The organism is Sinorhizobium sp. NFACC03 (assembly GCF_900103435.1).
Classification (GTDB): Bacteria; Pseudomonadota; Alphaproteobacteria; order Rhizobiales; family Rhizobiaceae; genus Ensifer.
In genome coordinates, this window is record NZ_FMXF01000001.1 from 706,474 (window position 1) to 726,700 (window position 20,227).

The 20,227-nt window shown below is 62.7% G+C and carries 14 protein-coding genes; 6 read left to right on the forward strand and 8 right to left on the reverse strand.

Annotated elements, in window-relative coordinates; translation table 11 throughout:
- Positions 1 to 30: 30 nt before the first annotated feature.
- Positions 31 to 2,985, forward strand: coding sequence for a bifunctional [glutamine synthetase] adenylyltransferase/[glutamine synthetase]-adenylyl-L-tyrosine phosphorylase (locus BLU35_RS03465; RefSeq protein ID WP_093232124.1), 2,955 nt, complete (start codon positions 31 to 33; stop codon positions 2,983 to 2,985).
- A gap of 88 nt (positions 2,986 to 3,073) precedes the next feature.
- On the opposite strand, the gene BLU35_RS03470 is transcribed toward BLU35_RS03465, so the two are convergent.
- Both BLU35_RS03470 and pepN read right to left on the reverse strand, forming a co-directional pair.
- Positions 3,074 to 5,404 (reverse strand): PAS domain-containing sensor histidine kinase, encoded by a 2,331-nt coding sequence (locus tag BLU35_RS03470; RefSeq protein ID WP_057250371.1) that lies wholly within the window; start codon positions 5,402 to 5,404, stop codon positions 3,074 to 3,076.
- 269 nt (positions 5,405 to 5,673) lie between these two features.
- Complete coding sequence (pepN, locus tag BLU35_RS03475) at positions 5,674 to 8,322, reverse strand: aminopeptidase N (protein ID WP_057250368.1); 2,649 nt, start codon at positions 8,320 to 8,322, stop codon at positions 5,674 to 5,676.
- A 429-nt stretch (positions 8,323 to 8,751) separates the two neighbouring features.
- On the opposite strand from pepN, the gene BLU35_RS03480 reads away from it, so the two are divergent.
- Positions 8,752 to 9,690 (forward strand): DMT family transporter, encoded by a 939-nt coding sequence (locus BLU35_RS03480; protein ID WP_093232126.1) that lies wholly within the window; start codon positions 8,752 to 8,754, stop codon positions 9,688 to 9,690.
- A 34-nt stretch (positions 9,691 to 9,724) separates the two neighbouring features.
- Here the strand turns inward: BLU35_RS03480 and BLU35_RS03485 are convergent, their stop codons facing one another.
- The 5 genes from BLU35_RS03485 to BLU35_RS03505 form a co-directional block, all read right to left on the reverse strand.
- Entirely contained in the window at positions 9,725 to 11,017 is a 1,293-nt protein-coding gene (locus BLU35_RS03485) for an MFS transporter (RefSeq protein ID WP_057250365.1), read from the reverse strand.
- Positions 11,018 to 11,215: 198 nt separating this feature from the next.
- On the reverse strand, positions 11,216 to 11,371 hold the full coding sequence (locus BLU35_RS03490) for a hypothetical protein (protein WP_093232127.1): 156 nt from the start codon (positions 11,369 to 11,371) through the stop codon (positions 11,216 to 11,218).
- Between the two features lie 79 nt (positions 11,372 to 11,450).
- Positions 11,451 to 11,627, reverse strand: coding sequence for a hypothetical protein (locus BLU35_RS03495; protein ID WP_089043882.1), 177 nt, complete (start codon positions 11,625 to 11,627; stop codon positions 11,451 to 11,453).
- 176 nt (positions 11,628 to 11,803) lie between these two features.
- Positions 11,804 to 12,703, reverse strand: coding sequence for a uracil-DNA glycosylase (locus BLU35_RS03500; protein ID WP_057251075.1), 900 nt, complete (start codon positions 12,701 to 12,703; stop codon positions 11,804 to 11,806).
- An 88-nt stretch (positions 12,704 to 12,791) separates the two neighbouring features.
- Positions 12,792 to 14,090 carry an Hsp70 family protein gene (locus BLU35_RS03505; protein ID WP_093232128.1) on the reverse strand — a complete coding sequence of 433 codons (1,299 nt, stop codon included), beginning with the start codon at positions 14,088 to 14,090 and terminating at the stop codon, positions 12,792 to 12,794.
- A gap of 461 nt (positions 14,091 to 14,551) precedes the next feature.
- Between BLU35_RS03505 and BLU35_RS03510 the strand changes: the two genes are divergently transcribed.
- The 3 genes from BLU35_RS03510 (at position 14,552) to BLU35_RS03520 (ending at position 18,537) form a co-directional block, all read left to right on the forward strand.
- On the forward strand, positions 14,552 to 16,213 hold the full coding sequence (locus tag BLU35_RS03510; RefSeq protein WP_093232129.1) for an electron transfer flavoprotein-ubiquinone oxidoreductase: 1,662 nt from the start codon (positions 14,552 to 14,554) through the stop codon (positions 16,211 to 16,213).
- 326 nt (positions 16,214 to 16,539) lie between these two features.
- Positions 16,540 to 17,538, forward strand: a complete 999-nt coding sequence (locus BLU35_RS03515; protein ID WP_058320287.1) for an ABC transporter substrate-binding protein — start codon at positions 16,540 to 16,542, stop codon at positions 17,536 to 17,538.
- Positions 17,539 to 17,649: 111 nt separating this feature from the next.
- Positions 17,650 to 18,537 carry an ABC transporter permease gene (locus BLU35_RS03520; RefSeq protein ID WP_057252855.1) on the forward strand — a complete coding sequence of 296 codons (888 nt, stop codon included), beginning with the start codon at positions 17,650 to 17,652 and terminating at the stop codon, positions 18,535 to 18,537.
- A gap of 79 nt (positions 18,538 to 18,616) precedes the next feature.
- Here BLU35_RS03520 and BLU35_RS03525 read toward each other — a convergent pair whose 3' ends face one another.
- Positions 18,617 to 19,525: a DMT family transporter gene (locus tag BLU35_RS03525; protein ID WP_058320286.1), complete on the reverse strand. Its 909-nt coding sequence runs from the start codon at positions 19,523 to 19,525 to the stop codon at positions 18,617 to 18,619.
- Positions 19,526 to 19,677: 152 nt separating this feature from the next.
- Between BLU35_RS03525 and BLU35_RS03530 the strand changes: the two genes are divergently transcribed.
- Entirely contained in the window at positions 19,678 to 20,151 is a 474-nt protein-coding gene (locus tag BLU35_RS03530; protein ID WP_058320285.1) for an Lrp/AsnC family transcriptional regulator, read from the forward strand.
- Positions 20,152 to 20,227 lie beyond the last annotated feature (76 nt).

Below are 20,227 nucleotides of genomic sequence, written 5' to 3' on the forward strand. Positions count from 1 at the left end.
CCACACCCGCTGCAGCGGAAGGGAGAGGGCATGCAGGAACAGGTGCAGCAGTGCTGGGAGATCGAGACGGCGCCGATCCGTCCTGCAACCCAGGCCGACGCCAAGGCGGCGCTCTCGGTGCTGAAGGACATGGCCAAGGGTCATGACCAGATCGCAAGCCTGCTCGCTTCGGAGAGCCCGTTCAAGACATTCGTCGTCTCGGCCTTTGCGCTGTCGCCCTTCCTGCGCGACACCGGTGCCAGCCGCCCGGCCATTCTCGAAGAACTTCTGTCCACTGATCTTACGAACTTCCTGACAGAACGGGTGCGGCGCGCCCGCGACGCCTGGAAGCCGAACGAGGGTGGCGCTGCTTTGCCCGACACGGAGATCATGGCGCGGCTGCGGAGAGCCAAGCGCGAGCTTGCCTTCGCCGTGGCGCTTGCTGACCTCTCCCGGCATTTCGACGGCCGCGAAACCACGCGCTGGCTCAGCGAATTTGCCGGTGCTGCCGTGTCGGCGACGATAGATCACCTGCTGCTGAGTGCGCACGAGAGCGGCAAGCTGATCGTCAAGGACGTCGCCTACCCGAGTGTCGGTTCCGGCGTCGTCGTGCTCGGCATGGGCAAGCTCGGCGCCTTCGAGCTCAACTACTCCTCCGACATCGACCTCGTCGTCTTCTACGATCCGCAATCCGGCATCATCGTCGATCGCGATGATGCCTCGGAAACCTTCGGCCGCCTGCTGCGCCGCCTGATCCGCATCCTGCAGGAGCGCAGCGGCGACGGCTATGTTTTCCGAACCGACCTGCGCCTGCGGCCGGACCCGGGCTCGACGCCGCTCGCGATCCCGGTCGAAGCGGCGATGCTCTATTACGAGAGCAGGGGGCAGAACTGGGAACGGGCCGCCTTCATCAAGGCGCGGCCGGTGGCCGGTGATATCGAGGGCGGCGAGCGCTTCCTGCGCGAGTTGGTCCCCTTCGTCTTCCGCAAGTATCTCGACTATGCGGCGATCGCCGACATTCATTCGATCAAGCGGCAGATCCATGCGCACAAGGGGCATGGCGAGATCGCGGTCAAGGGGCACAACATCAAGCTTGGCCGTGGCGGCATCCGCGAGATCGAGTTCTTCGTGCAGACGCAGCAGTTGATCGCCGGCGGCCGCATGCCGGAGCTGCGCCAGCGGGCGACCGAGCCGATGCTGCGGGTCCTCGTCAAGGCCGGCTGGATCGACGAGGAGACAGCCGACGAACTTGTCGAGGCCTATTGGTTCCTGCGTGATGTGGAGCACCGGATCCAGATGGTGCGCGACGAGCAGACCCATGTCCTGCCCGAGACCGAGGCAGAGCTGAAGCGTATTGCCTATATGCTCGGCTTCGAGGACACGGCCGCTTTCTCCAAGGCGCTGTCGCGCGTGCTGAAAACCGTCGAGCGCCGCTATGCCCAGCTTTTCGAGCAGGAGGCCAAGCTCTCGACCGAGACCGGCAACCTCGTCTTCACTGGCCAGCGCGACGACCCCGATACGCTGGAGACATTGCGAAAGCTCGGCTTCCAGCGGCCGTCGGACATCTCCCATACGATCCGCACCTGGCATTACGGCCGCTACCGTGCGACGCAATCGGTGGAAGCGCGCGAACGGCTGACCGAGCTGACGCCGGAGCTTCTGCGCGTCTTCGGCGAAAGCCGCCGGGCCGACGAAGCGTTGCTGCGGTTCGATAATTTCATTTCCGGCCTGCCGGCGGGCATCCAGCTCTTTTCGCTGCTCGGCAACAATCCGGGCCTACTGTCACTGATCGTCAACGTCATGTCGTCGGCGCCGCGGCTTGCCGAAATCATCGCCGCGCGTCCCCATGTTTTCGACGGCATGCTCGATCCGGGCCTGCTCGCCGAACTGCCGACCCGGGACTACCTCGCGCCGCGCATCGCCAATTTCGTCGGCGGCGCGCGGCACTATGAGGAGGTGCTCGACCGCCTGCGCATCATCGCTGCCGAGCAGCGCTTCCTGATCGGCATCCGGCTTTTGACCGGCGCCATATCGGGTGCCCAGGCGGGCCGCGCCTTTACCGATCTCGCCGACCTGATCATCGCCGCGGCGGTGAAGGCGGTGCAGGACGAAGTCCGCTCCGTGCACGGCGATTTCCCCGGCGGCCGCATCGCCGTTGTCGGTATGGGAAAGCTCGGCAGCCACGAGCTGACCGCGGGCTCGGACGTCGACCTGATCCTGCTCTATGACTACGATGAGGCGGCAACCGAGTCCGATGGCACCAAGCCGCTGGACCCGACGCGCTATTTCACGAGGGTGACGCAGCGCCTGATCGCGGCACTTTCCGCGCCGACCGCCGAAGGCATTCTCTACGAGGTCGACATGCGGCTTCGTCCGTCCGGCAACAAGGGGCCGGTCGCGACCAGGATCAACGCCTTCGCCAAATACCAGCGCGAAGAGGCCTGGACTTGGGAGCATCTGGCTCTGACCCGGGCGCGCTGCATCTGTGGCGACGACAAGCTGATTGCCGAGGCCAATGCGATCTTCGCCGAAATCCTCGGCCGCAAGCGCGATGTTGCCAAGGTGAGTGCCGACGTGATCTCCATGCGCGAGATGATCGATAGTGAGAAGCCGCCGAGCGACATTTGGGATTTCAAGCTGATCCCGGGCGGTCTCGTCGATATCGAATTTATCAGCCAGTACCTGGCGCTCGTCGCGCCGGCGAATGGCGTTCAGCCGCTGACTGCCGGCACCAATACCGGCGATGCGCTGAAGCTGCTCGGCGACGCCTTGATGAACCCAAACGATCTCGATGTCGCCCTGGAGGCGCTGCATCTCTTTACCGAGTTGTCGCAGATCGTGCGGCTGTGCATTGAGGGAGAGTTCGAGCCGAAGGAGGCGCCGGCCGGGCTGATCGATCTCGTCTGCCGGGCAGGGGACTATCCGGACCTGAAAACCTTGGAGGCAGACATCCGCCGCCTGTCGAAGGCGGTGCGGCGCGTTTTCCAATCGGTGGTTTCAGGCTGAGCGTCGTTCACTGACGCGTTAAATCATCGCGATCAATATGCTGAGCGGGATGCGAGCGGAAACCGTTCGCACTTCTCCTGATCCCGCTTCAGGCGCGGTCGGGGATTCTAACCGAGATGATGGTGCCGACGTTTTCCGTCGAGTGTATTTTCATGCTGCCGCCGTGCAGGCGGGTGAGTGAGCGCGAGATCGCGAGCCCGAGGCCCGATCCGCCCTTGCTCTTGGCGTATTGGCTCTGCACCTGTTCGAAAGGCTGGCCGATCTTCTGAAGGGCGTCGCGCGGAATGCCGATGCCGGAATCGGCGATCGTCAGTGTCACGGCGCCGGTCACCTTGCGCGCTCGAAGCGAAATGCGCCCGCCATTGTTGGTGAACTTGACGGCGTTCGAAAGCAGGTTGAGCAGCACCTGCTTCATGGCGCGTCGATCGGCGACCATGGTGAGGCCCGACGAGATCTGTTGCACCACACGGATGTTCTTCTGCTCCGCCGGGATTGTCGTGAAGCGCAGCGTCTCTTCAATCAACGGCGCCAGATCGATCCTCTCGCGGCTGATGCGCATGTGCCCGGCCTCGATCTTCGACATGTCCAGGATGTCGTTGATGACGTTCAAGAGGTGCTTGCCGCTCTCGTGGATGTCACGCGAGTATTCGTTGTATTTCTCCGAGCCGAGCGGCCCGAACATCTGGTTCTGCAGGATCTCCGAGAAGCCGAGGATGGCGTTGAGCGGCGTGCGCAGTTCATGCGACATGTTCGCCAGGAATTCCGACTTGGCGCGGTTCGCCGCTTCGGCGCGTTCCTTTTCCGCCTGGTAATTGGAGTTGGCGACCGAAAGCTCGGTCTTCTGCCGCTCCAGCGTCATGCGTGACGCCGAAAGGTCGCCGATCGTCGCCATCAGACGCCGCTCGGATTCGCGCAGGCGCACCTGGTGGCGTTTCAGAAGCGTGATGTCGGTGCCGACGGAAACGAGGCCGCCGTCGCGCGTGCGCCGCTCGTTGATCTGCAGCCAGCGTTCGTCGGCAAGTTGAACCTCGCTCGTCTGCGACTGGTTGCTACGGTCAGGATCGGCGATGCGCCGTTCGACCACGGGGCGTGCTGCCGCGGTTTGCACGGCAATGCGTTCGGTGCCCGGAACAAGCACGTGATCCGGCAGCTTGTAGGCTTCCTGGAAGTGGGTGTTGCACATGACCAGGCGGTCATGCTTGTCCCAAAGGACGAAGGCCTCAGACGTACATTCGATCGCGTCGGCGAGCCTCTGGTCCGCTTCGGCATAGCGCTGGGCAAGCCGGTGCTGCTCGGTGACGTCCATGGCGATGCCGATCAGATGCGCCCGCCCGGAAACGGTACGGATGATTTCCGCGCGGGCGCGTAGCCACACATAGTGGCCATCCGCATGTCGCATGCGGAAAACCTGGTCGATCTGGCGCGCGTCGCCGCGCGCGATGGTGCGTGCCACGCCGTAGATGCCGCGATCATCGGGATGCATCAGCCGCGCGGCGTCGCCGAAGGAGAGCACGCTGCTCTCGCCGGGCATGCCGAGCATCTCGTACATCGACCGCGACCAGAACAGCCGACGGTTGGCAAGGTCGAAATCCCAGAGGCCGCAACGGCCACGTGACAGCGCCGTCTCGACACGCAGGTTGGATTCGACAAAGACCGAATCCGCGTCGCGGGCCCGCTTGGCCTGAATGTAGTAGGCGTAAAGCACCATCAGCAGAATCGCCGAAATGCCCGCAAAGAGCGTAACGTTGAGTGACACCTCGTCGCGCCAGGTCGTTTCTAGCTGGGTGATCGGCGTCGCGGCCAGCACCACCCCGGCCGCATCGGGCAATTGCGCCAGTGCCACGATATGGTCGACACCGACGATCGGTGTCTTCATGACGCTGGAATGCTCGCCGAAATACTGCAGCGTCGCGATATCCGGCGCGACCGCCGCCAGCGTCCGGCCGATGAGCGGTCCGCCTTCCTGGGTGCTTGCGAAGATCCGGCCATCCTTCCGGACCGCAAGGATAAATGTGCCGGGATCGAGCATGCCGGTTGGCAGATACTGGCTGAAACGTTGTTCCGCGTCCGCGCGGCGGCCCTCGTCAAAAAGGGCTGCACCGTCCGTCTGGAAAGCCGCAACCGCGATGGCGGCCGCGAGCCCGACCGTCTGGCGCGAACTCTCTTCCATGCGGGCGTGCTCGTCCATGATGCTGGACATGCGCGAGACCGCGACGATGATCAGGAATGCGATGATGAGGATCGGGATGGAACGCTTGAGAACGGGCTCCGCGCTCGCCAGACGCCGCGAGGTCGGTCCGGCAAAGATCTTCGCCTGCGAGATAAACTCCTGCTCCAGGCGGCCGGCAAGCCCCGGAAACTTGAGTCGCAACCGCCCGTCGGCTGCGCTCGCCTGTCGCGCGTCCGCCATCTTTCCCAATCTGAAAACCCTCTGATGATTCGGCGCGCCGCTCGCCCGAATCTGACTCAATGAATCACAGGGCGATTCGCCTTGTCCAGAGGCGTTGGTAAAGATTTGTTAACCATTTCTTATCGTTGGGAAATAGTAGGCCGGGTCGCGTGAGCGGCCCGGCCCTAAACAAAATCAATGAGTTCCAGAGCGCAGTGCGTTCAGATGAACGCACAAAGGACGCTCCAGCACTTTGATTCTAGAGCAGTGATTCCACTTGAAGCCGGATGCTCTAGGACTCAGGCCTTGAGCATCCGCTCGACGATGTCGCCGACGTCGGCCGAAAGTTTCGACGCTCCGGCAATCTCCTTCAAGGCCTTGCGGGCATGACCGGCGCGCTTGTCCTCCAGCGAGCGCCAGGAACGCATCGAGGTGAGGATACGGGCCGCAAGCTGCGGGTTGCGCGGGTCGATGTCGAGGATCTGGCGCGCGAGGAAGCGGTAGCCCTCACCATCGGCGCGATTGAAGCCGGTCGGGTTGGCGAAGGCATAGGTGCCCACCAGCGAGCGCACGCGGTTGGGATTGTTGCCATTGAACAGGGGCTCGGCCATCAGCGCCTTGACGCGATCGAGCGTTGCGGCGCCGGGGATCGTCGCCTGGACGGCGAACCACTTGTCGATGACGAGTGCGTTGTCGGCAAAACGCTTGCGGAACGTCGCAAGCGCTTCCGAGGTCTCGGCGGCATCCGGAAAGCGGTGCGCGAGCAGCGCCAGCGCATGGCTGAGATCGGTCATGTTGTTGGCGGCGGCAAAGGCCTTGGCGGCGCGCTCCGGCCCTTCATCGCCCTGGACGAGGTAGGTGAGGGCGCTGTTGCGCAGCGCCCGCCGGCCTGCACTCGCAGCATCCGGGCTGAACGCGCCTGACGAAACGAGGTCTTCGGCCAACTTGAGGAAGGTGTTGCGTCCGGCAGCGGCAACGGCCACCAGGATCTGCTGACGTGCGGCGTGGATCGCGTCGGGATCGTTGTTCGTGCCGATCTCGCGGGCGATATCGGATTCGCTCGGCAGCGCCAGCGCCTGCGAGCGGAAGGCGGGCTCCAGCGTGTCATCCGCGGCCGCACGGACCAGGCCGTCGATGAGCGCCGTGTCGCAAACGACCGGCTTTCCGGCGCGGACATTCGCCGTGGCCTCGACCAGGTTGCTGAGCGCAATGGCGTTGAGCGCCTGCCAGCGGGCGAAGAGGTCGCTTTCGTGATGCGCGATTAGTGCGAGGTCCTCGGCGCTCTGCTCGATATGCAGATTGATCGGCGCGGAGAAGCCGCGGTTGAACGACGGCACCGGGCGCGACGGGATGCCGGAGAAAACCACCGTCTGCTTGCGCTCCGTGAGGTGCAGGACGTCGCCGGTCAAGTCGGCGCCGGAGACCGAGGAGAGGTCGACTTCGCTGCCGCCTTCAAGCAGCAGACCCATGCGCAGCGGAATATGCATCGCCTCCTTGGCGCCCTGTCCTGGCGTCGCTGGCACGGTCTGCTCGAGCGACAAGGTGAAGGTCTGCTTGGCCGCGTCATAGGCGCCAGAAGCGGTGACCAGCGGCGTTCCGGCCTGGTGGTACCAGAGCGCGAATTGGCGGAGATCTCGGCCGCTTGCCTCTTCGAAGCAGGCGACGAAATCTTCGATCGTGACGGCCTGGCCGTCGTGCCGGTCGAAATAGAGGTCCATGCCCTTCTTGAACAGATCGCGGCCGAGGATCGTCGCGATCATGCGGGTGACTTCCGAGCCCTTTTCGTAGACGGTCGTCGTATAGAAGTTGTTGATTTCGCGATACTTCGTCGGCCGCACCGGATGGGCCAGCGGGCCGGCGTCCTCGGGAAACTGCTCCGACTTCAGGTGCCGCACCTCGGCAATGCGCTTGACCGCACGCGAGCGCATGTCGGCGGAAAATTCGTGGTCGCGGTAAACCGTCAGGCCTTCCTTGAGGCACAGCTGGAACCAGTCGCGGCAGGTGATGCGGTTGCCGGTCCAGTTGTGGAAGTATTCGTGCGCGATGATCGCCTCGATATTGGCGTAGTCCGCATCGGTCGCCGTTTCCGGATCGGCGAGCACGTATTTGTCGTTGAAGACGTTGAGACCCTTGTTCTCCATCGCCCCCATGTTGAAGTCGGAGACGGCGACGATCATGAAGATGTCGAGGTCGTATTCACGGCCGAAGGCATCTTCGTCCCACTTCATCGAGCGCTTGAGCGCGTCCATGGCGTAGGAGGCGCGTGGCTCCTTGCCGTGCTCGACATAGATCTTCAGCGCGACTTCGCGGCCGGACATCGTCGTGAACGTATCCTCGACGACGCCGAGATCGCCGGCGACGAGCGCGAAGAGGTAGCTCGGCTTCGGATGCGGGTCGAACCAGGCGGCGAAATGGCGGCCGTCGCCCATGTCGGCGCCGCCGAGATAGTTGCCGTTGGACAGCAGGAGGGGAGCGGACGCCTTGTCGGCGATGATGTTGACCGTGTAGACGGCAAGCACATCCGGACGATCGGGGACATAGGTGATGCGGCGGAAGCCTTCGGCCTCGCACTGGGTGCTGTAGATGCCGTTGGTGCGGTAAAGCCCCATCAGTTGCGTGTTCGTATCAGGCGAAAGCAGCGTGGTGATGGTGATTTCGAAGGGTGCGGTTTCCGGTAGGCCGCGGATGGTCAGCGTATCGTCGGCAACGTCGTAGAGGGCGGTTGCGAGCTCTTCCTGGTCCAGCAGCAGGCCGGTCATCTTCAACTCGTCACCGTCGAGCAACAGAGGCGCCGATGCGTCGACGCCTTCGCGACGATGGAAGATCAATCGGGCTTCGACCTTGGTTTCCTTCGGGTCTAGCTCGAAGGTCAGATCCACTCTCTCCAGAACGAAGTCGGTCGGCCGATAGTCTTCCAGATGAATAATCTGGCCAGTATTTGTCCGCATGGTCAGTCCCGCTTGCGCCGTTCTACTGGAGAATTTGTAGTGGGCGCCTGTGATGGTGAAAAGGCCAAGGGGCGAAAAGTCGGATAATGCCACACGATTGTGATGCCGGCGACCGCACTTTCGACAGAAAAGGCATGGCTTCCCGAAGGTCTTCCCGCTCCCTTATCGGATTGACGTGTACCGAAGTGGGACTAACAAGACATGAATTGGAAAGGTTTTTTTCGCGGCAGCTAAAGAAAAGCTCGACGTCGTTTTGCCGAACGGCAATCGATCAAGAAAAAACGTCATTCATCACGAAGTTTGATCCGACTTTCTTGCCGAGCGTCGCTAAGGTGACGAAGTCCTGTGGCGGTTTCTCCGCCTAAAAATCTCCAAACCAGCCCTCGTGTCTGCTGATCGCCGGCGGAGGCTGTTCGAAAAGTGCCCTCAATGGATGCGGAAGTCGAAAGCCCGATGAAGGGGATCCTGCTCAAGGTCCTTTCCGTCGTCATTTTCGTTTGCATGTCGACGTTGATCAAGGCCGCCGGAAACGAGATGGCCACCGGCCAGATCACCTTCTACCGCTCGGCCTTCGCCATGGTGCCCATTCTCGGCTATCTCGCCTTCCGCGGACAGTTGCGCGATGCTTTCAAGACAGAGGATTTCACCGGCCATATCGCCCGCGGCTTCGTCGGCATTCTCGCAATGAGCTTCGGCTTCTACGGCCTCGTGCATCTGCCGCTGCCCGAAGCGATCGCCATCGGCTACGCCATGCCGCTGATCGCCGTCGCCTTCGCGGCACTTTTCCTTGGCGAGACGGTGCGGCTTTATCGCTGGTCGGCGGTGGTCATCGGGCTGGTCGGCGTGATGATCATCACGTGGCCGCGGCTGACCCTTTTCCGCGAAGGCGGCTTCGGTTCGCTGGAGGCGCTGGGCGCCGCAGCGGTGCTGGTTTCGGCGGCTCTCGGCGCGGTGGCAATGGTGCTGGTGCGAAAGCTCGTCAAGAACGAGCGGACCCATACGATCGTGCTCTACTTCTCGCTGTCGGCCTCGGTCTTCTCGCTGGCGACGCTGCCCTTCGGCTGGCCGTCGATCTCGCGCGAAGCCTTCCTGCTGCTTATGGTCGCCGGCTTCTGCGGCGGCGTCGCGCAGATCCTTTTGACTGAGAGCTATCGTCATGCCGACATGTCGACGATCGCGCCGTTCGAATACACGTCGATCGTGCTCGGCTTGATCATCGGTTATTTTCTGTTCGACGATGCTCCGACGGCCACCATGCTGATCGGCACCGCCATCGTCGTCGGGGCCGGCATCTTCATCATTTTCCGCGAACATCGGCTCGGGCTGGAGCGCAGGGGCGCCCGCAAGCACGTGACGCCGCAGGGCTGAGGACGAAGCGCGAGTTCGCTTCTGTCGGTGGCCTTTATGAGCGCGGCTTATCCCAGGCAGGAACCGTGTCGTCATCGATCAGCGGTTCCTGCGCCATCTGCTGGGCGATGGGGCTCGTCACGTCAGGTCCGGGTGTTGGCATGACGCTCGTTGCCTGGAAATCGGTCTTGGCGACCAGGCCCTTGTGCTGCTCGCGCTGCAGGATGCGCCAGGCGGCGTAGCCGCCATAGAGGGCGAAATAGACAGCGAGAACGAGGAACAGCGCCGCCGGGCCGAAGCGATCCATGACCGGACCGACCATCAGAGGACCGGAGATCGTGCCGAGCCCATAGGTGATCATTAGGCCGGACGATGTCTCGACATATTCTTTGGGTTTGGCGAGGTCGTTCGCATGCGCGACGTTGAGCGCATAGATCGGAAACAGAACCGACCCGACGAGAGCGGCGACCAGGTAGAGCACAGCCGGTGAACTGCCGATTGCTGCCGACATCGCCAGGCAGGAGACGACGCCGACGACGCCGCAGCCGATCATGACGATACGCCGGTCGATCTTGTCGGAGAGGCGGCCGATGGGGATCTGCGAGATCGCGCTGCCGGTCAAAAGCGAGGCGAGCAGGGTTGCACCTTCGGCCGTGGAAAGACCGATCTTCTGGGTGAAGACGCCGCCGAGATTGAGCCAGGCGCCGGAGAGCGCACCGGCCAGAAAGCCACCGACGACGGCGACCGGCGAGCGGCGGAAGAGCGTCGGGATGTCGAACTTGGCCTGCGCGGGCGGTGCGGGCATCGGCGAGGAGGAGAGGGCCGTCGGCAGGAGGGCGAGGGAAAACAGCACGGCGCAGAGCATGAACAGGGATGTGTTCGTCGGGTCGCCGAGCGGCACCATATATTGTCCGCCGATCGTGCCGACCATCGTCGTGATCAGGTAGAGCGAAAACAGCAGCCCGCGGTTTTCGTTGGTGACGCGCTCGTTGAGCCAGCTTTCGATGACGAGGTAGCTTCCGGAAATCGCAAAGCCCGATATGGCGCGAAACGCGATCCAGGCGCGCCAGTCGACAATGAGGCCGCAGAGCAGAATTGCGATCGACAGCAGCGTGATCAGTGCCGTGAAGACGCGCACATGGCCGACGCGCAACACGAATTTGGGCGTGACGACGCAGGAGAGCGTGAAGCCGACCGTGTAGCCGGTGGCGATGATCGAAACCGTCAGCGTCGACCAGTCCTCGGCGACCGAGCGCACCGGGATGACATAGCTCTGAAGGCCGAAGGCGACCATCATGAGCAGGGTCGACACCATCAGGCTGAGGACGGAAGCGAGGCTGGCCAGCATCGGCGCTCCTGAAAACAAGGCGCCCCTCCATCGACGGCGACGGCAGGCAAGCGCAGGTGGAGCGAGGACGGTCTGGCGGATACCGGACGAGCCCGACACTCCAAGGTCAAAGCGAGTGTGGCTCTATCCAGTTTTTCAGGCGCTGTCGATTGCGACAGGCGATGGCAAAAAGGCGTTAGGCCTCTTTGCCGGCAGCGATCAGTTCGGCAGCAGCGGGCTCACGGCCACGCGATGGGCGCGGCGTGCATCCTTCTTGGTGCTGAGAATGGTGTATTCGCGCGAGGCACGCACGGCAGTACCGATGTCGGAGATCGAATCGAACAGGACCTTGAGGCTAACGATGGGCTTGGTCATGGTTGCGTTCCTTTCTTCGTCGTCGGCCAATCATGGCGACTTGTGCACGCGATACGCGCTCAAGCGTATCGCGTGGGGATCAGCGCTGAATGAAATCGGCGAAAATCTGCGCTGGACGGGTGGTCCGGGCAAGGCCGATCGCGGTCATCTGCTCGTTGGCTGCCGTGCCGAAGCGGTTGAACGGCGTCCGGTAAGCAGCGCCGGTGTGGCGGAGCGTCTCAAAGCTGCTGTGGATCGGACGAAAGCGGGCAGTCATGGTTCAATTCCTTATTCCATTCCTCCCGAGCCAGTATATTGCGCTGCAACATCTCATTTTGCAATGCGTCATAATGCGCCGCTGATATGCGCAAACCACATGGCTTTCTTCATTCTTTGTTCATAAAGCGGGCAGGCAGGTTGGCGCCGCATGGGCGCACCGTAATTCGGCGAGAATCAGCCTTGGACCCGGGCCTTGAAGGCAAGCAGGTCCTGCCAGGCGAAGCGCTTGTTGACGGGCGCCGTCATCAGATCCTGCGGGTGCAACGTTGCGAGCGTCGGCACCGTGATGCCGCCGATCGAAAGCTCCCGCCATTCGCCACGAAGCTGGTGGATCGTGTCGTTGCCGCCGAAGAAGAAGCGGGCGGTGAAATTGCCGAGCAAAAGCAGATGTTTGGGCTCGGCAAGGGCGATTTGCCGTTCGATGAAGGGACGGCAGATGTCGGCTTCGCGCGCCGTCGGCACGCGGTTGCCCGGCGGGCGCCAGGGCACTACGTTGCTGAGCAGTACGCTTTCGCGCGCCAAGCCGATGCCGGCGAGCATGCGGGTCAGCATCTCGCCGAGCCGGCCTGCGAACGGCTGGCCGTCGCGATCGCAGTCGGCATAGGGCATCGGGCCGACGATCATGATGCCGCTTGCCGGGTCGCCCTCGGCAAAGACGAGGTTGCGGGCGCTGTTCCGGAGATTGCAGCCGGCAAAACCCTCCATCGCAACCCTGAGCTCGACGAGCGATCGGGCTGATTCGGCGGCAAAGCGCGCCTCTTCGATCGCCTGCGCATCGGGAATGGCAACAGCAGGGGCGCTCGCGGCTGGAGCCGGTGCACGGCTTTCGCGGGATGGAGCGGAGGCGGGGGCCGCCGCTGCCGCTGTCTGGCGCGCCGGCGCTTGCGAAGCGGCCGTCTCCGCACGGCTGTTGGCCGCCGGCGCGCGCGCGTTGCCGCGCGCCGCCTTCATTGCCTCGAACTCGGCGAAGCGGTCGACCGGCTCCTCTTCCAGCAGCCATTCGACGCCCGCATCCGCATGGAAGGCGAGGAGGGCGGCAAGCTGCGCCGGAGAGAGATCGTGGGCGGAAATCATGGCCGCCAACCTAACCCATAAGCCGTCGGACCGGAACCGCTTTTCCGGCCCACGGCATGCCTATCCAAGGTCATCGATGACGTCCGGCTTACGCCGCATTGGCCGTCCAATGGGCAATGTCCTCGTGCTCGCCGATCAACGCCAGGCCGTGGGCGATCGACAGCAGTTCGCCGCCGCTTTCGATACGGTCGGCCTCGAAGCGCCGCTCGAAGATGCCGCGCACCGCTGGAACGAAAGACGTGCCGCCGGTCAAGAACGCCTTGTCGATCGACCCGGGCGCCGTTGCGGTCGACTGCAGCACGTCGTCGAGTGCGCCCTCGATGCTGGCCAGTTCCGGCGCGATCCAGCCTTCGAAGTCGCTGCGGCGAACGGTGCGGCGCGACATTTCGCCGAGCGGGGCGAAATAGAATTCGGTCTCGTCTTCCTGCGACAGCCGCATCTTCGTCGCCGAAATCGCGTTGTAGAGCGGATAGCCCTCGTCATGTTCGATCAGGTCGACGAAGGCTTCGAGCTTTTCCGGCTCGAGGCTCTGGCGCACGAGCTTTTTCAGATCCGTGAAATCTTTCAACGTCTTGAAGATGGACAGCTGATTCCAGCGGCCGAAATTCGCATAGTAATTCGACGGCACTTCAAGCAGCTTGTCGAAGCTCTTGAAGAGACTCCCCTTTCCAATCAGCGGCGAGACGACGTTGTCGATGATGCGGAAGTCGAAATGGTCGCCGGCAATGCCCACACCCGAATGACCGATCGGGGTTGCGGTCAGCCGCCCTGCCTTGGTCTCGAAGCGGATCAGCGAATAGTCGGTGGTGCCGCCGCCGAAATCGGCGACCAGGACCGTTGCATCCTGCTTCAGGTTCTGCGCGAAGTAGAAGGCCGCCGCCACCGGCTCGTAGACGTAGTGCACCTCCGGGAAGCCGAATTCCGAGAGGGCTGCGCCATAGCGTTCAAGCGCGAGCGCCGGATCAGGGCTGGAGCCGGCGAAATGCACCGGTCGGCCGACGACGATGCGGCTATACTGATCCGTCCAGCTGTCGCCTGCATAGTCGCGCAGCTTGTTCAGGAACACCCGCATCAGATCCTCGAAGCTGTGGCGCTTGGCAAAGACCTGCGTGCCCTGGAAGAGGGGGCTTGCGGCAAAGGTTTTGATCGATTGCAGGAAACGACAGTCGCCCGGATTGTCGATGAAGGCGCGGATCGCCGCCTGGCCGGCTTCGACCTTCAGTGCCTGGGCGCCAAGGTTGGCGTCCTTCATGAAGGAAAGCGCGGTGCGCATGGCGTCGGTCGTGCCGGCGAGACTGTCGAACTGCATCGAGTGGGTGGTATCGCCGGCGGCAACGGCAAGCACGGAATTGGTGGTGCCGAAGTCGAAGCCCAGTGCCTTGGCCATATGGTGGTCTCCTTGCGTCTGGCGTCGCTCCGCCGCCCGGAGCAAGCCGGCGGCGCGCAACGCAACATGTAATTTTGTCGGGCCGTCTCCGCATGTTCAGGCGGCCGGCCCCGAAGTCGGCAAAAGACACGTCGTCCGGGCGCCAGAGGGGCGCCGAGTCGAGTGCCGTTTGCGAATGGGATATGCCGGCGCGGACCGCCGGAAGAGTGCGGCGGCCTCGTGGCATGGCTCTTCGGCAAAAGCAAGGCCGAATGGCTCATAGCGTCGGCACGCGACAAAATGATGTATTTACGTTTACGTATACGTCATATAAACATTTGCCCTAAACTCATGACCTCATGCGCAAAAGCGGGCATCGTCTGTCGCATCCCGGCTCGACAAGCCAAACTGCATTTGCCATGACGGAATGATATGTCCTGGGAACTGAACCGGCAGAAGACCGGTGAGACTGGAGAGACGGTATGACCGAGCAAGATCTGCCCGAACGCGAGAGCATGGAGTTCGACGTTGTCATCGTCGGGGCGGGGCCTGCCGGTCTTGCGGCGGCGATCCGGCTGAAGCAGGTCAATCCGGAGCTTTCGGTCGTCGTCTTGGAAAAGGGCGCCGAAGTCGGCGCGCATATCCTCTCGGGCGCCGTCGTCGATCCGATCGGCATCGACCGGTTGCTGCCGGGCTGGCGCGACGAGGCGGATCATCCGTTCAAGACCGAGGTCACGGACGACCACTTCCTGTTCTTGGGCCCGGCCGGCTCAATCCGCTTGCCGAATTTCATGATGCCGCCGCTGATGAACAATCACGGCAACTATATCGTCTCGCTCGGCAATGTCTGTCGCTGGCTGGCAAGCCATGCGGAAGCCCTGGGTGTCGAGATCTATCCGGGCTTTGCCGCGACCGAAGTGCTCTATAACGACGAAGGTGCCGTCATCGGCGTTGCCACCGGCGACATGGGCGTCGAGCGCAACGGCGAACCGGGACCGAACTTCGCCCGTGGCATGGCGCTCTTGGGCAAATATACGCTGATCGGCGAGGGCGTGCGCGGTTCGCTCGCCAAGCAGCTGATTGCGAAATTCGATCTCTCCAGGGATCGCGACGTCCAGAAATTCGGCATCGGCCTGAAAGAGCTCTGGCAGGTGAAGCCGGAGAATCACCGCCCGGGTCTCGTGCAGCACTCCTTCGGTTGGCCGCTCGGCATGAAGACCGGCGGCGGCTCGTTCCTCTACCATCTCGAAGACAACCTGGTCGCCGTCGGCTTCGTCGTGCACCTCAATTACAAGAACCCCTATCTCTTCCCGTTCGAGGAATTCCAGCGCTTCAAGACCCATCCGGCGATCCGCGGCACCTTCGAGGGCGGCAAGCGCCTTTCCTATGGCGCCCGTGCGATCACCGAGGGCGGCTACCAGTCGGTGCCGAAGCTGTCGTTCCCCGGCGGCGCGCTGATCGGCTGTTCGGCCGGTCTCGTCAACGTGCCGCGCATCAAGGGCAGCCACAATGCGGTTCTGTCGGGCATTCTCGCGGCCGAGAAGCTGGCGGCGGCGATCGAAGCGGGCCGCGCCAATGACGAGCCGATCGAGATCGAGCGCGGCTGGCGCGACAGCGCCATCGGCCAGGACCTGAAGCGGGTCAGGAACGTCAAGCCGCTGTGGTCGAAGTTCGGCACGGCGATCGGCGTTGCGCTCGGCGGCTTGGACATGTGGACCAACCAGCTGTTCGGCTTCTCGTTCTTCGGCACGCTGAAGCACGGCAAGACCGATGCCCAGTCGCTGGAGCCGGCAGCGCAGCACCAGAAGATCGATTACCCGAAGCCCGATGGCGTGCTGACCTTCGACCGGCTCTCCTCGGTGTTCCTGTCGAACACCAACCACGAGGAAGACCAGCCGATCCATCTGCAGGTCAAGGATCCGGAGCTGCAGCGCACGTCGGAACTCGACGTCTTTGCCGGCCCGTCGACGCGCTACTGTCCGGCCGGGGTCTACGAATGGGTGGAGAAGGACGGCAAGCCTGTCTTCGTCATCAACGCGCAGAACTGCGTGCACTGCAAGACCTGCGACATCAAGGACCCGAACCAGAACATCAACTGGGTGCCGCCACAGGGCGGTGAGGGCCCGGTCTATCCGAATATGTGATCTTTGGATGGCGGCCGCAGGACCTCCGAGGTTCGCGGAAACGAAATTGTTCGAGGCGCCGGAGGGAACTCCGGCGCCTCTTTTGTATTCGCGCGCACCTGTCGAGCGGTAGTCCGATCATCGAAAAGGCAATCCGTGCCGCTATTGGGAAAGTCCTTGCCGGCAAACCCCGTTAGCTTTCATGGTGTCATCGGCTCGAAGCCGACGAATCCGCAGGCCTTTCGGTCCCTGTTGTTTCGAGTTGGACCGAGCCTTGTGACGCTGCCGATCCCCGCGGTGAGATCGGCAGTGCGACGGGATGCACCGCCAGAACAAAGGGAACGGAAATGAAGAAGCTTCTTGCAACGACGTGCCTGGCCGCCGGCCTTCTTGGCCTTGCAGGTGCGGCCTCGGCCGCCGAATGCGGCGATGTGACGATTGCCAATATGAACTGGCAGAGCGCCGAAGTGCTGGCGAGCGTCGACAAGATCATCCTGGCGGAAGGCTATGGCTGCAACGCCGAGCTCGTCGTTGGCGATACCGTGCCGACGATCACCTCGATGATCGAAAAGGGCCAGCCCGATATCGCGCCGGAAGGCTGGGTGGATCTTCTGCCCGACGTCGTCAATCGCGGCCTCGAAGAAGGCAAGCTCGTCGGTGCCGCCGTCGCACTCTCCGATGGCGCCGTTCAGGGCTGGTGGGTCCCGAAATACATCGTTGACGCCAATCCCGACATCAAGACGATCGACGACGTGCTGAAGCACAAGGAGCTGTTCCCGGATCCGGAAGACGCCAGCAAGGGCGCCGTCTTCAACGGCCCGCAGGGCTGGGGCGGAACGGTAGTGACGACGCAGCTCTACAAGGCCTATGGCGGCGAGGCGGCGGGCTTCACGCTGGTCGACACCGGATCGGCCGCCGGTCTCGACGGCTCGATCGCCAAGGCCTATGAGCGCAAGCAGGGCTGGGTCGGGTACTACTGGGCGCCGACGGCCCTTCTCGGCAAATACGAGATGGTCAAGCTCGGGCATGGGGTCGCGGCGGACGCAGCCGAGTGGAAACGCTGCAACACGGTTGCCGACTGCCCGGACCCGAAGAAGAACGACTGGCCGAAGGACAAGGTCCAGACGCTGGTGACAAAGGCTTTTGCCGATCGCGCCGGCCCGGCCATGGACTACCTCAACAAGCGCGCCTGGACCAACGACACGGTCAACAAGCTGATGGCCTGGATGACCGACAACCAGGCAAGCGGCGAGGAGGGCGCCAAGCACTTCCTTCAGGAAAACCCCGACATCTGGACCCAGTGGGTCTCGCCCGAGGTCGCCGAAAAGGTCAAGGCCGCGCTCTGATTGCGACCGATTGAATCCATGGGCGGCGCGATCCTTGCGCCGCCTCTTTGTTTGACCCCCGGCAACAGCAAAACAACAATCGCGGCCGGTGAAATGTGAAGGGGAATTGGAATGGACTGGTTGACCCAGTTTCCGCATATGGACGACGAAAGCCTGCGGGCGCTGAAGAAGGCTATCGACGAGGGGTTCCGGTCGTTCACGCGCGCCTATGGCGACGCAATCGAAGGTTTCTTCGAACCGCTGCAGTTCTTCCTCATCCAGTCGGAGCGCTTCATGACGAAGACGCCCTGGCCGATCATCCTGGTGCTGATCGCGCTGATCGCTTGGGTGGCGAGTCGGAACTGGAAGATCGTCGCCGGCTGCATCGGTACGCTGCTGCTCATCGGCTACTTCGACATGTGGGACGACACGATGAAGACGATCTCGATGATCTTCGTCTGTACCGTTTTGTCGATCGCCATCGGCATTCCGCTCGGCATCGTCATGTCCCGGTCGGACCGGGTCCAGAACATCGTCAATCCGATCCTCGATGTGATGCAGACCATGCCGAGTTTCGTCTATCTGATCCCGGTCGTGATGCTGCTCGGCATTGGCAAGGTTCCAGGACTGATTGCCGTGGTCATCTACGCGATACCGCCGATGATCCGGCTCACCAATCTCGGCATCCGCCTTGTCGACAAGGACGTGCTTGAGGCAGCCGATGCATTCGGCTCGTCGGCTTGGCAGAAGCTCAAGAACGTGCAGATGCCGCTGGCCCTGCCGACGATCATGGCGGGCATCAACCAGACGATCATGATGGCGCTCGCCATGGTGGTCATCGCCTCGATGATCGGCGTTCAGGGCCTCGGCCAGCCGGTGTTGAAGGCGATTGCCAACCAGTATTTCACGCTCGGCATCTTCAACGGGCTCGCCATCGTCGGCATCGCGATCATCTTCGATCGTGTCAGCCAGGCCTATGGCCATCGCCTGCAGAAGCATCGGGAGATCATCCACGGCTGAGCCGAGCGATCTCAGGAAAAGAAAAGGCCCCGGAGCGGAAACGCGCCGGGGCCTTTGTCTTATTGGGGAACTTCTCGGTTTAGGTGCGGGTAGAGAGAATGCCGGTCGAAAGCGCCACGCCGATAGCTGTGACGATTGCGGCCAGCATTTCGAACGGGCCGATTTGCTCGCCGAGCAGGATCGCGCCGCCGATCATCGCCAGCACCGGGGTCAGCGCCGTAAAGGCAGCGGCCTGCGTGCCGCCGAGGCTCTTCACCGCAAAGCCATAGGCGACCATGGCAATGAGGCCGGAGAGGATGCCCTGGCTGGTGATCTGCAGGGCGATCTCCTTGACCGGAACGCTGGCAAGCGTGCTTCCGAAACAGGCGGCAAGCGCCAGATGGATCAGGAACGACCAGGCCGCAATCAAAGCGCTTCCCTGCAGCGGGCTCAGGCCCGAACGGCGGAAGGCGTGGGTGTAGATCGCCCAGAGCGTGGCCGCTGCGGGCAACAGCGCGTATCCGATCCACCCTGTGGACACTGAAACGGCAAGGTTGCGCGTCAGCAGGATAGCGACACCGGCGACGATCGCGGCAAAACCCACCATCCGCATTCGGTCCGGACGCTCGCCAAAGATCGTGATGCCGATCAGGGCGGTGGCAAGCGGCATCGAGCCGCCGAGAAGAATGCCGACGGAGGAGGCGGGAACCGAGTGGATCGCAAAGGCGGAGACCTGGAAAAAGACCGCGCCGGAGCCCGCGACCATCAAGGCGAGGAGCAGGATCGGCAGCTTGCGCGGCAAGAGCCCGGTCTTGAGCCAGAGCGGCGCGAGCAGGAGCGCCGGTACGCCGTAGCGGATCAGGCCAAGGTCGATTGTGCTGAGTGCGGTGCCGGCCGAATGGCGGGTTGCGAGAATCCAGCCCGCCCAGATGAGGACGGTCACGAAGGCACCGGCATAGCCGGCGGTGGCAGGCGACGTATTGCCGCGAGCAAGCGTAAGCGCAACCATTTGAATTTCCTTCCCGATTTGGATATCTGAGGGGCTTTTGGGTCTGGAAGGAAGATTACGCCCGGAAGGCCGGGCATGTCCTTGCAATTTATGCCAGAAATAGACTATTATCAGCAACAATGTGCCAATAGTAACCTCTGAAGTTTGTGAACATGCCAAATCTCGATAAATTCGATCTCGCTATCCTCAGGATCCTTCAGGAGGATGCGCGCGCGACGAACGTCGAGATCGCAGAAAAGGTCAATCTTTCGCCGTCGCCCTGCCTGCGGCGCATCCGCAATCTGGAGAAATCCGGCATCCTGCGTGGCTATCGGGCCGATATCGACCGCAAGGAAGCCGGTCTCGGGCTCACCGTCTTCGTGGAGATCAAGGTGGGACGGCACAGCCGCGAGAATGCGCAGCGGCAGCAGGAGGCGCTGCTCGCCATTCCCGAGGTGGTGTCCTGTTTCCTGATCTCGGGCAATGCCGACTTCCTCGCCGAGGTCGTCGTCGAGGATCTCCCGGCTTACGAGACGCTCTTGACCGAGACGCTGCTTGCCTTGCCGGGTGTGACCGACATCCGTTCGAACTTCGCGATCCGATCGATCAAGACCGGCGGGCCACTGAAGTTGCCCGAGCCGCGCTGAACGGTTGCCATTACCGGTCTCCGAGCGCCGACCGGCACGCGCTCCATTCCCGTTAAGTTTCGGCAAAGTTCTGGAA

What these genes read in the sequence shown, in the direction of transcription:
- BLU35_RS03480 (WP_093232126.1), top strand. Translation starts at nt 8,752, where the DNA reads ATGGATGCGGAAGTCGAAAGCCCGATGAAGGGGATCCTGCTCAAGGTC.
- BLU35_RS03530 (WP_058320285.1), top strand. Translation starts at nt 19,678, where the DNA reads ATGCCAAATCTCGATAAATTCGATCTCGCTATCCTCAGGATCCTTCAG.
- BLU35_RS03490 (WP_093232127.1), bottom strand. Translation starts at nt 11,371, where the DNA reads ATGACCAAGCCCATCGTTAGCCTCAAGGTCCTGTTCGATTCGATCTCC.
- BLU35_RS03525 (WP_058320286.1), bottom strand. Translation starts at nt 19,525, where the DNA reads ATGGTTGCGCTTACGCTTGCTCGCGGCAATACGTCGCCTGCCACCGCC.
- BLU35_RS03510 (WP_093232129.1), top strand. Translation starts at nt 14,552, where the DNA reads ATGACCGAGCAAGATCTGCCCGAACGCGAGAGCATGGAGTTCGACGTT.
- BLU35_RS03495 (WP_089043882.1), bottom strand. Translation starts at nt 11,627, where the DNA reads ATGACTGCCCGCTTTCGTCCGATCCACAGCAGCTTTGAGACGCTCCGC.
- BLU35_RS03500 (WP_057251075.1), bottom strand. Translation starts at nt 12,703, where the DNA reads ATGATTTCCGCCCACGATCTCTCTCCGGCGCAGCTTGCCGCCCTCCTC.
- BLU35_RS03465 (WP_093232124.1), top strand. Translation starts at nt 31, where the DNA reads ATGCAGGAACAGGTGCAGCAGTGCTGGGAGATCGAGACGGCGCCGATC.
- pepN (WP_057250368.1), bottom strand. Translation starts at nt 8,322, where the DNA reads ATGCGGACAAATACTGGCCAGATTATTCATCTGGAAGACTATCGGCCG.
- BLU35_RS03505 (WP_093232128.1), bottom strand. Translation starts at nt 14,090, where the DNA reads ATGGCCAAGGCACTGGGCTTCGACTTCGGCACCACCAATTCCGTGCTT.
- BLU35_RS03520 (WP_057252855.1), top strand. Translation starts at nt 17,650, where the DNA reads ATGGACTGGTTGACCCAGTTTCCGCATATGGACGACGAAAGCCTGCGG.
- BLU35_RS03485 (WP_057250365.1), bottom strand. Translation starts at nt 11,017, where the DNA reads ATGCTGGCCAGCCTCGCTTCCGTCCTCAGCCTGATGGTGTCGACCCTG.
- BLU35_RS03515 (WP_058320287.1), top strand. Translation starts at nt 16,540, where the DNA reads ATGAAGAAGCTTCTTGCAACGACGTGCCTGGCCGCCGGCCTTCTTGGC.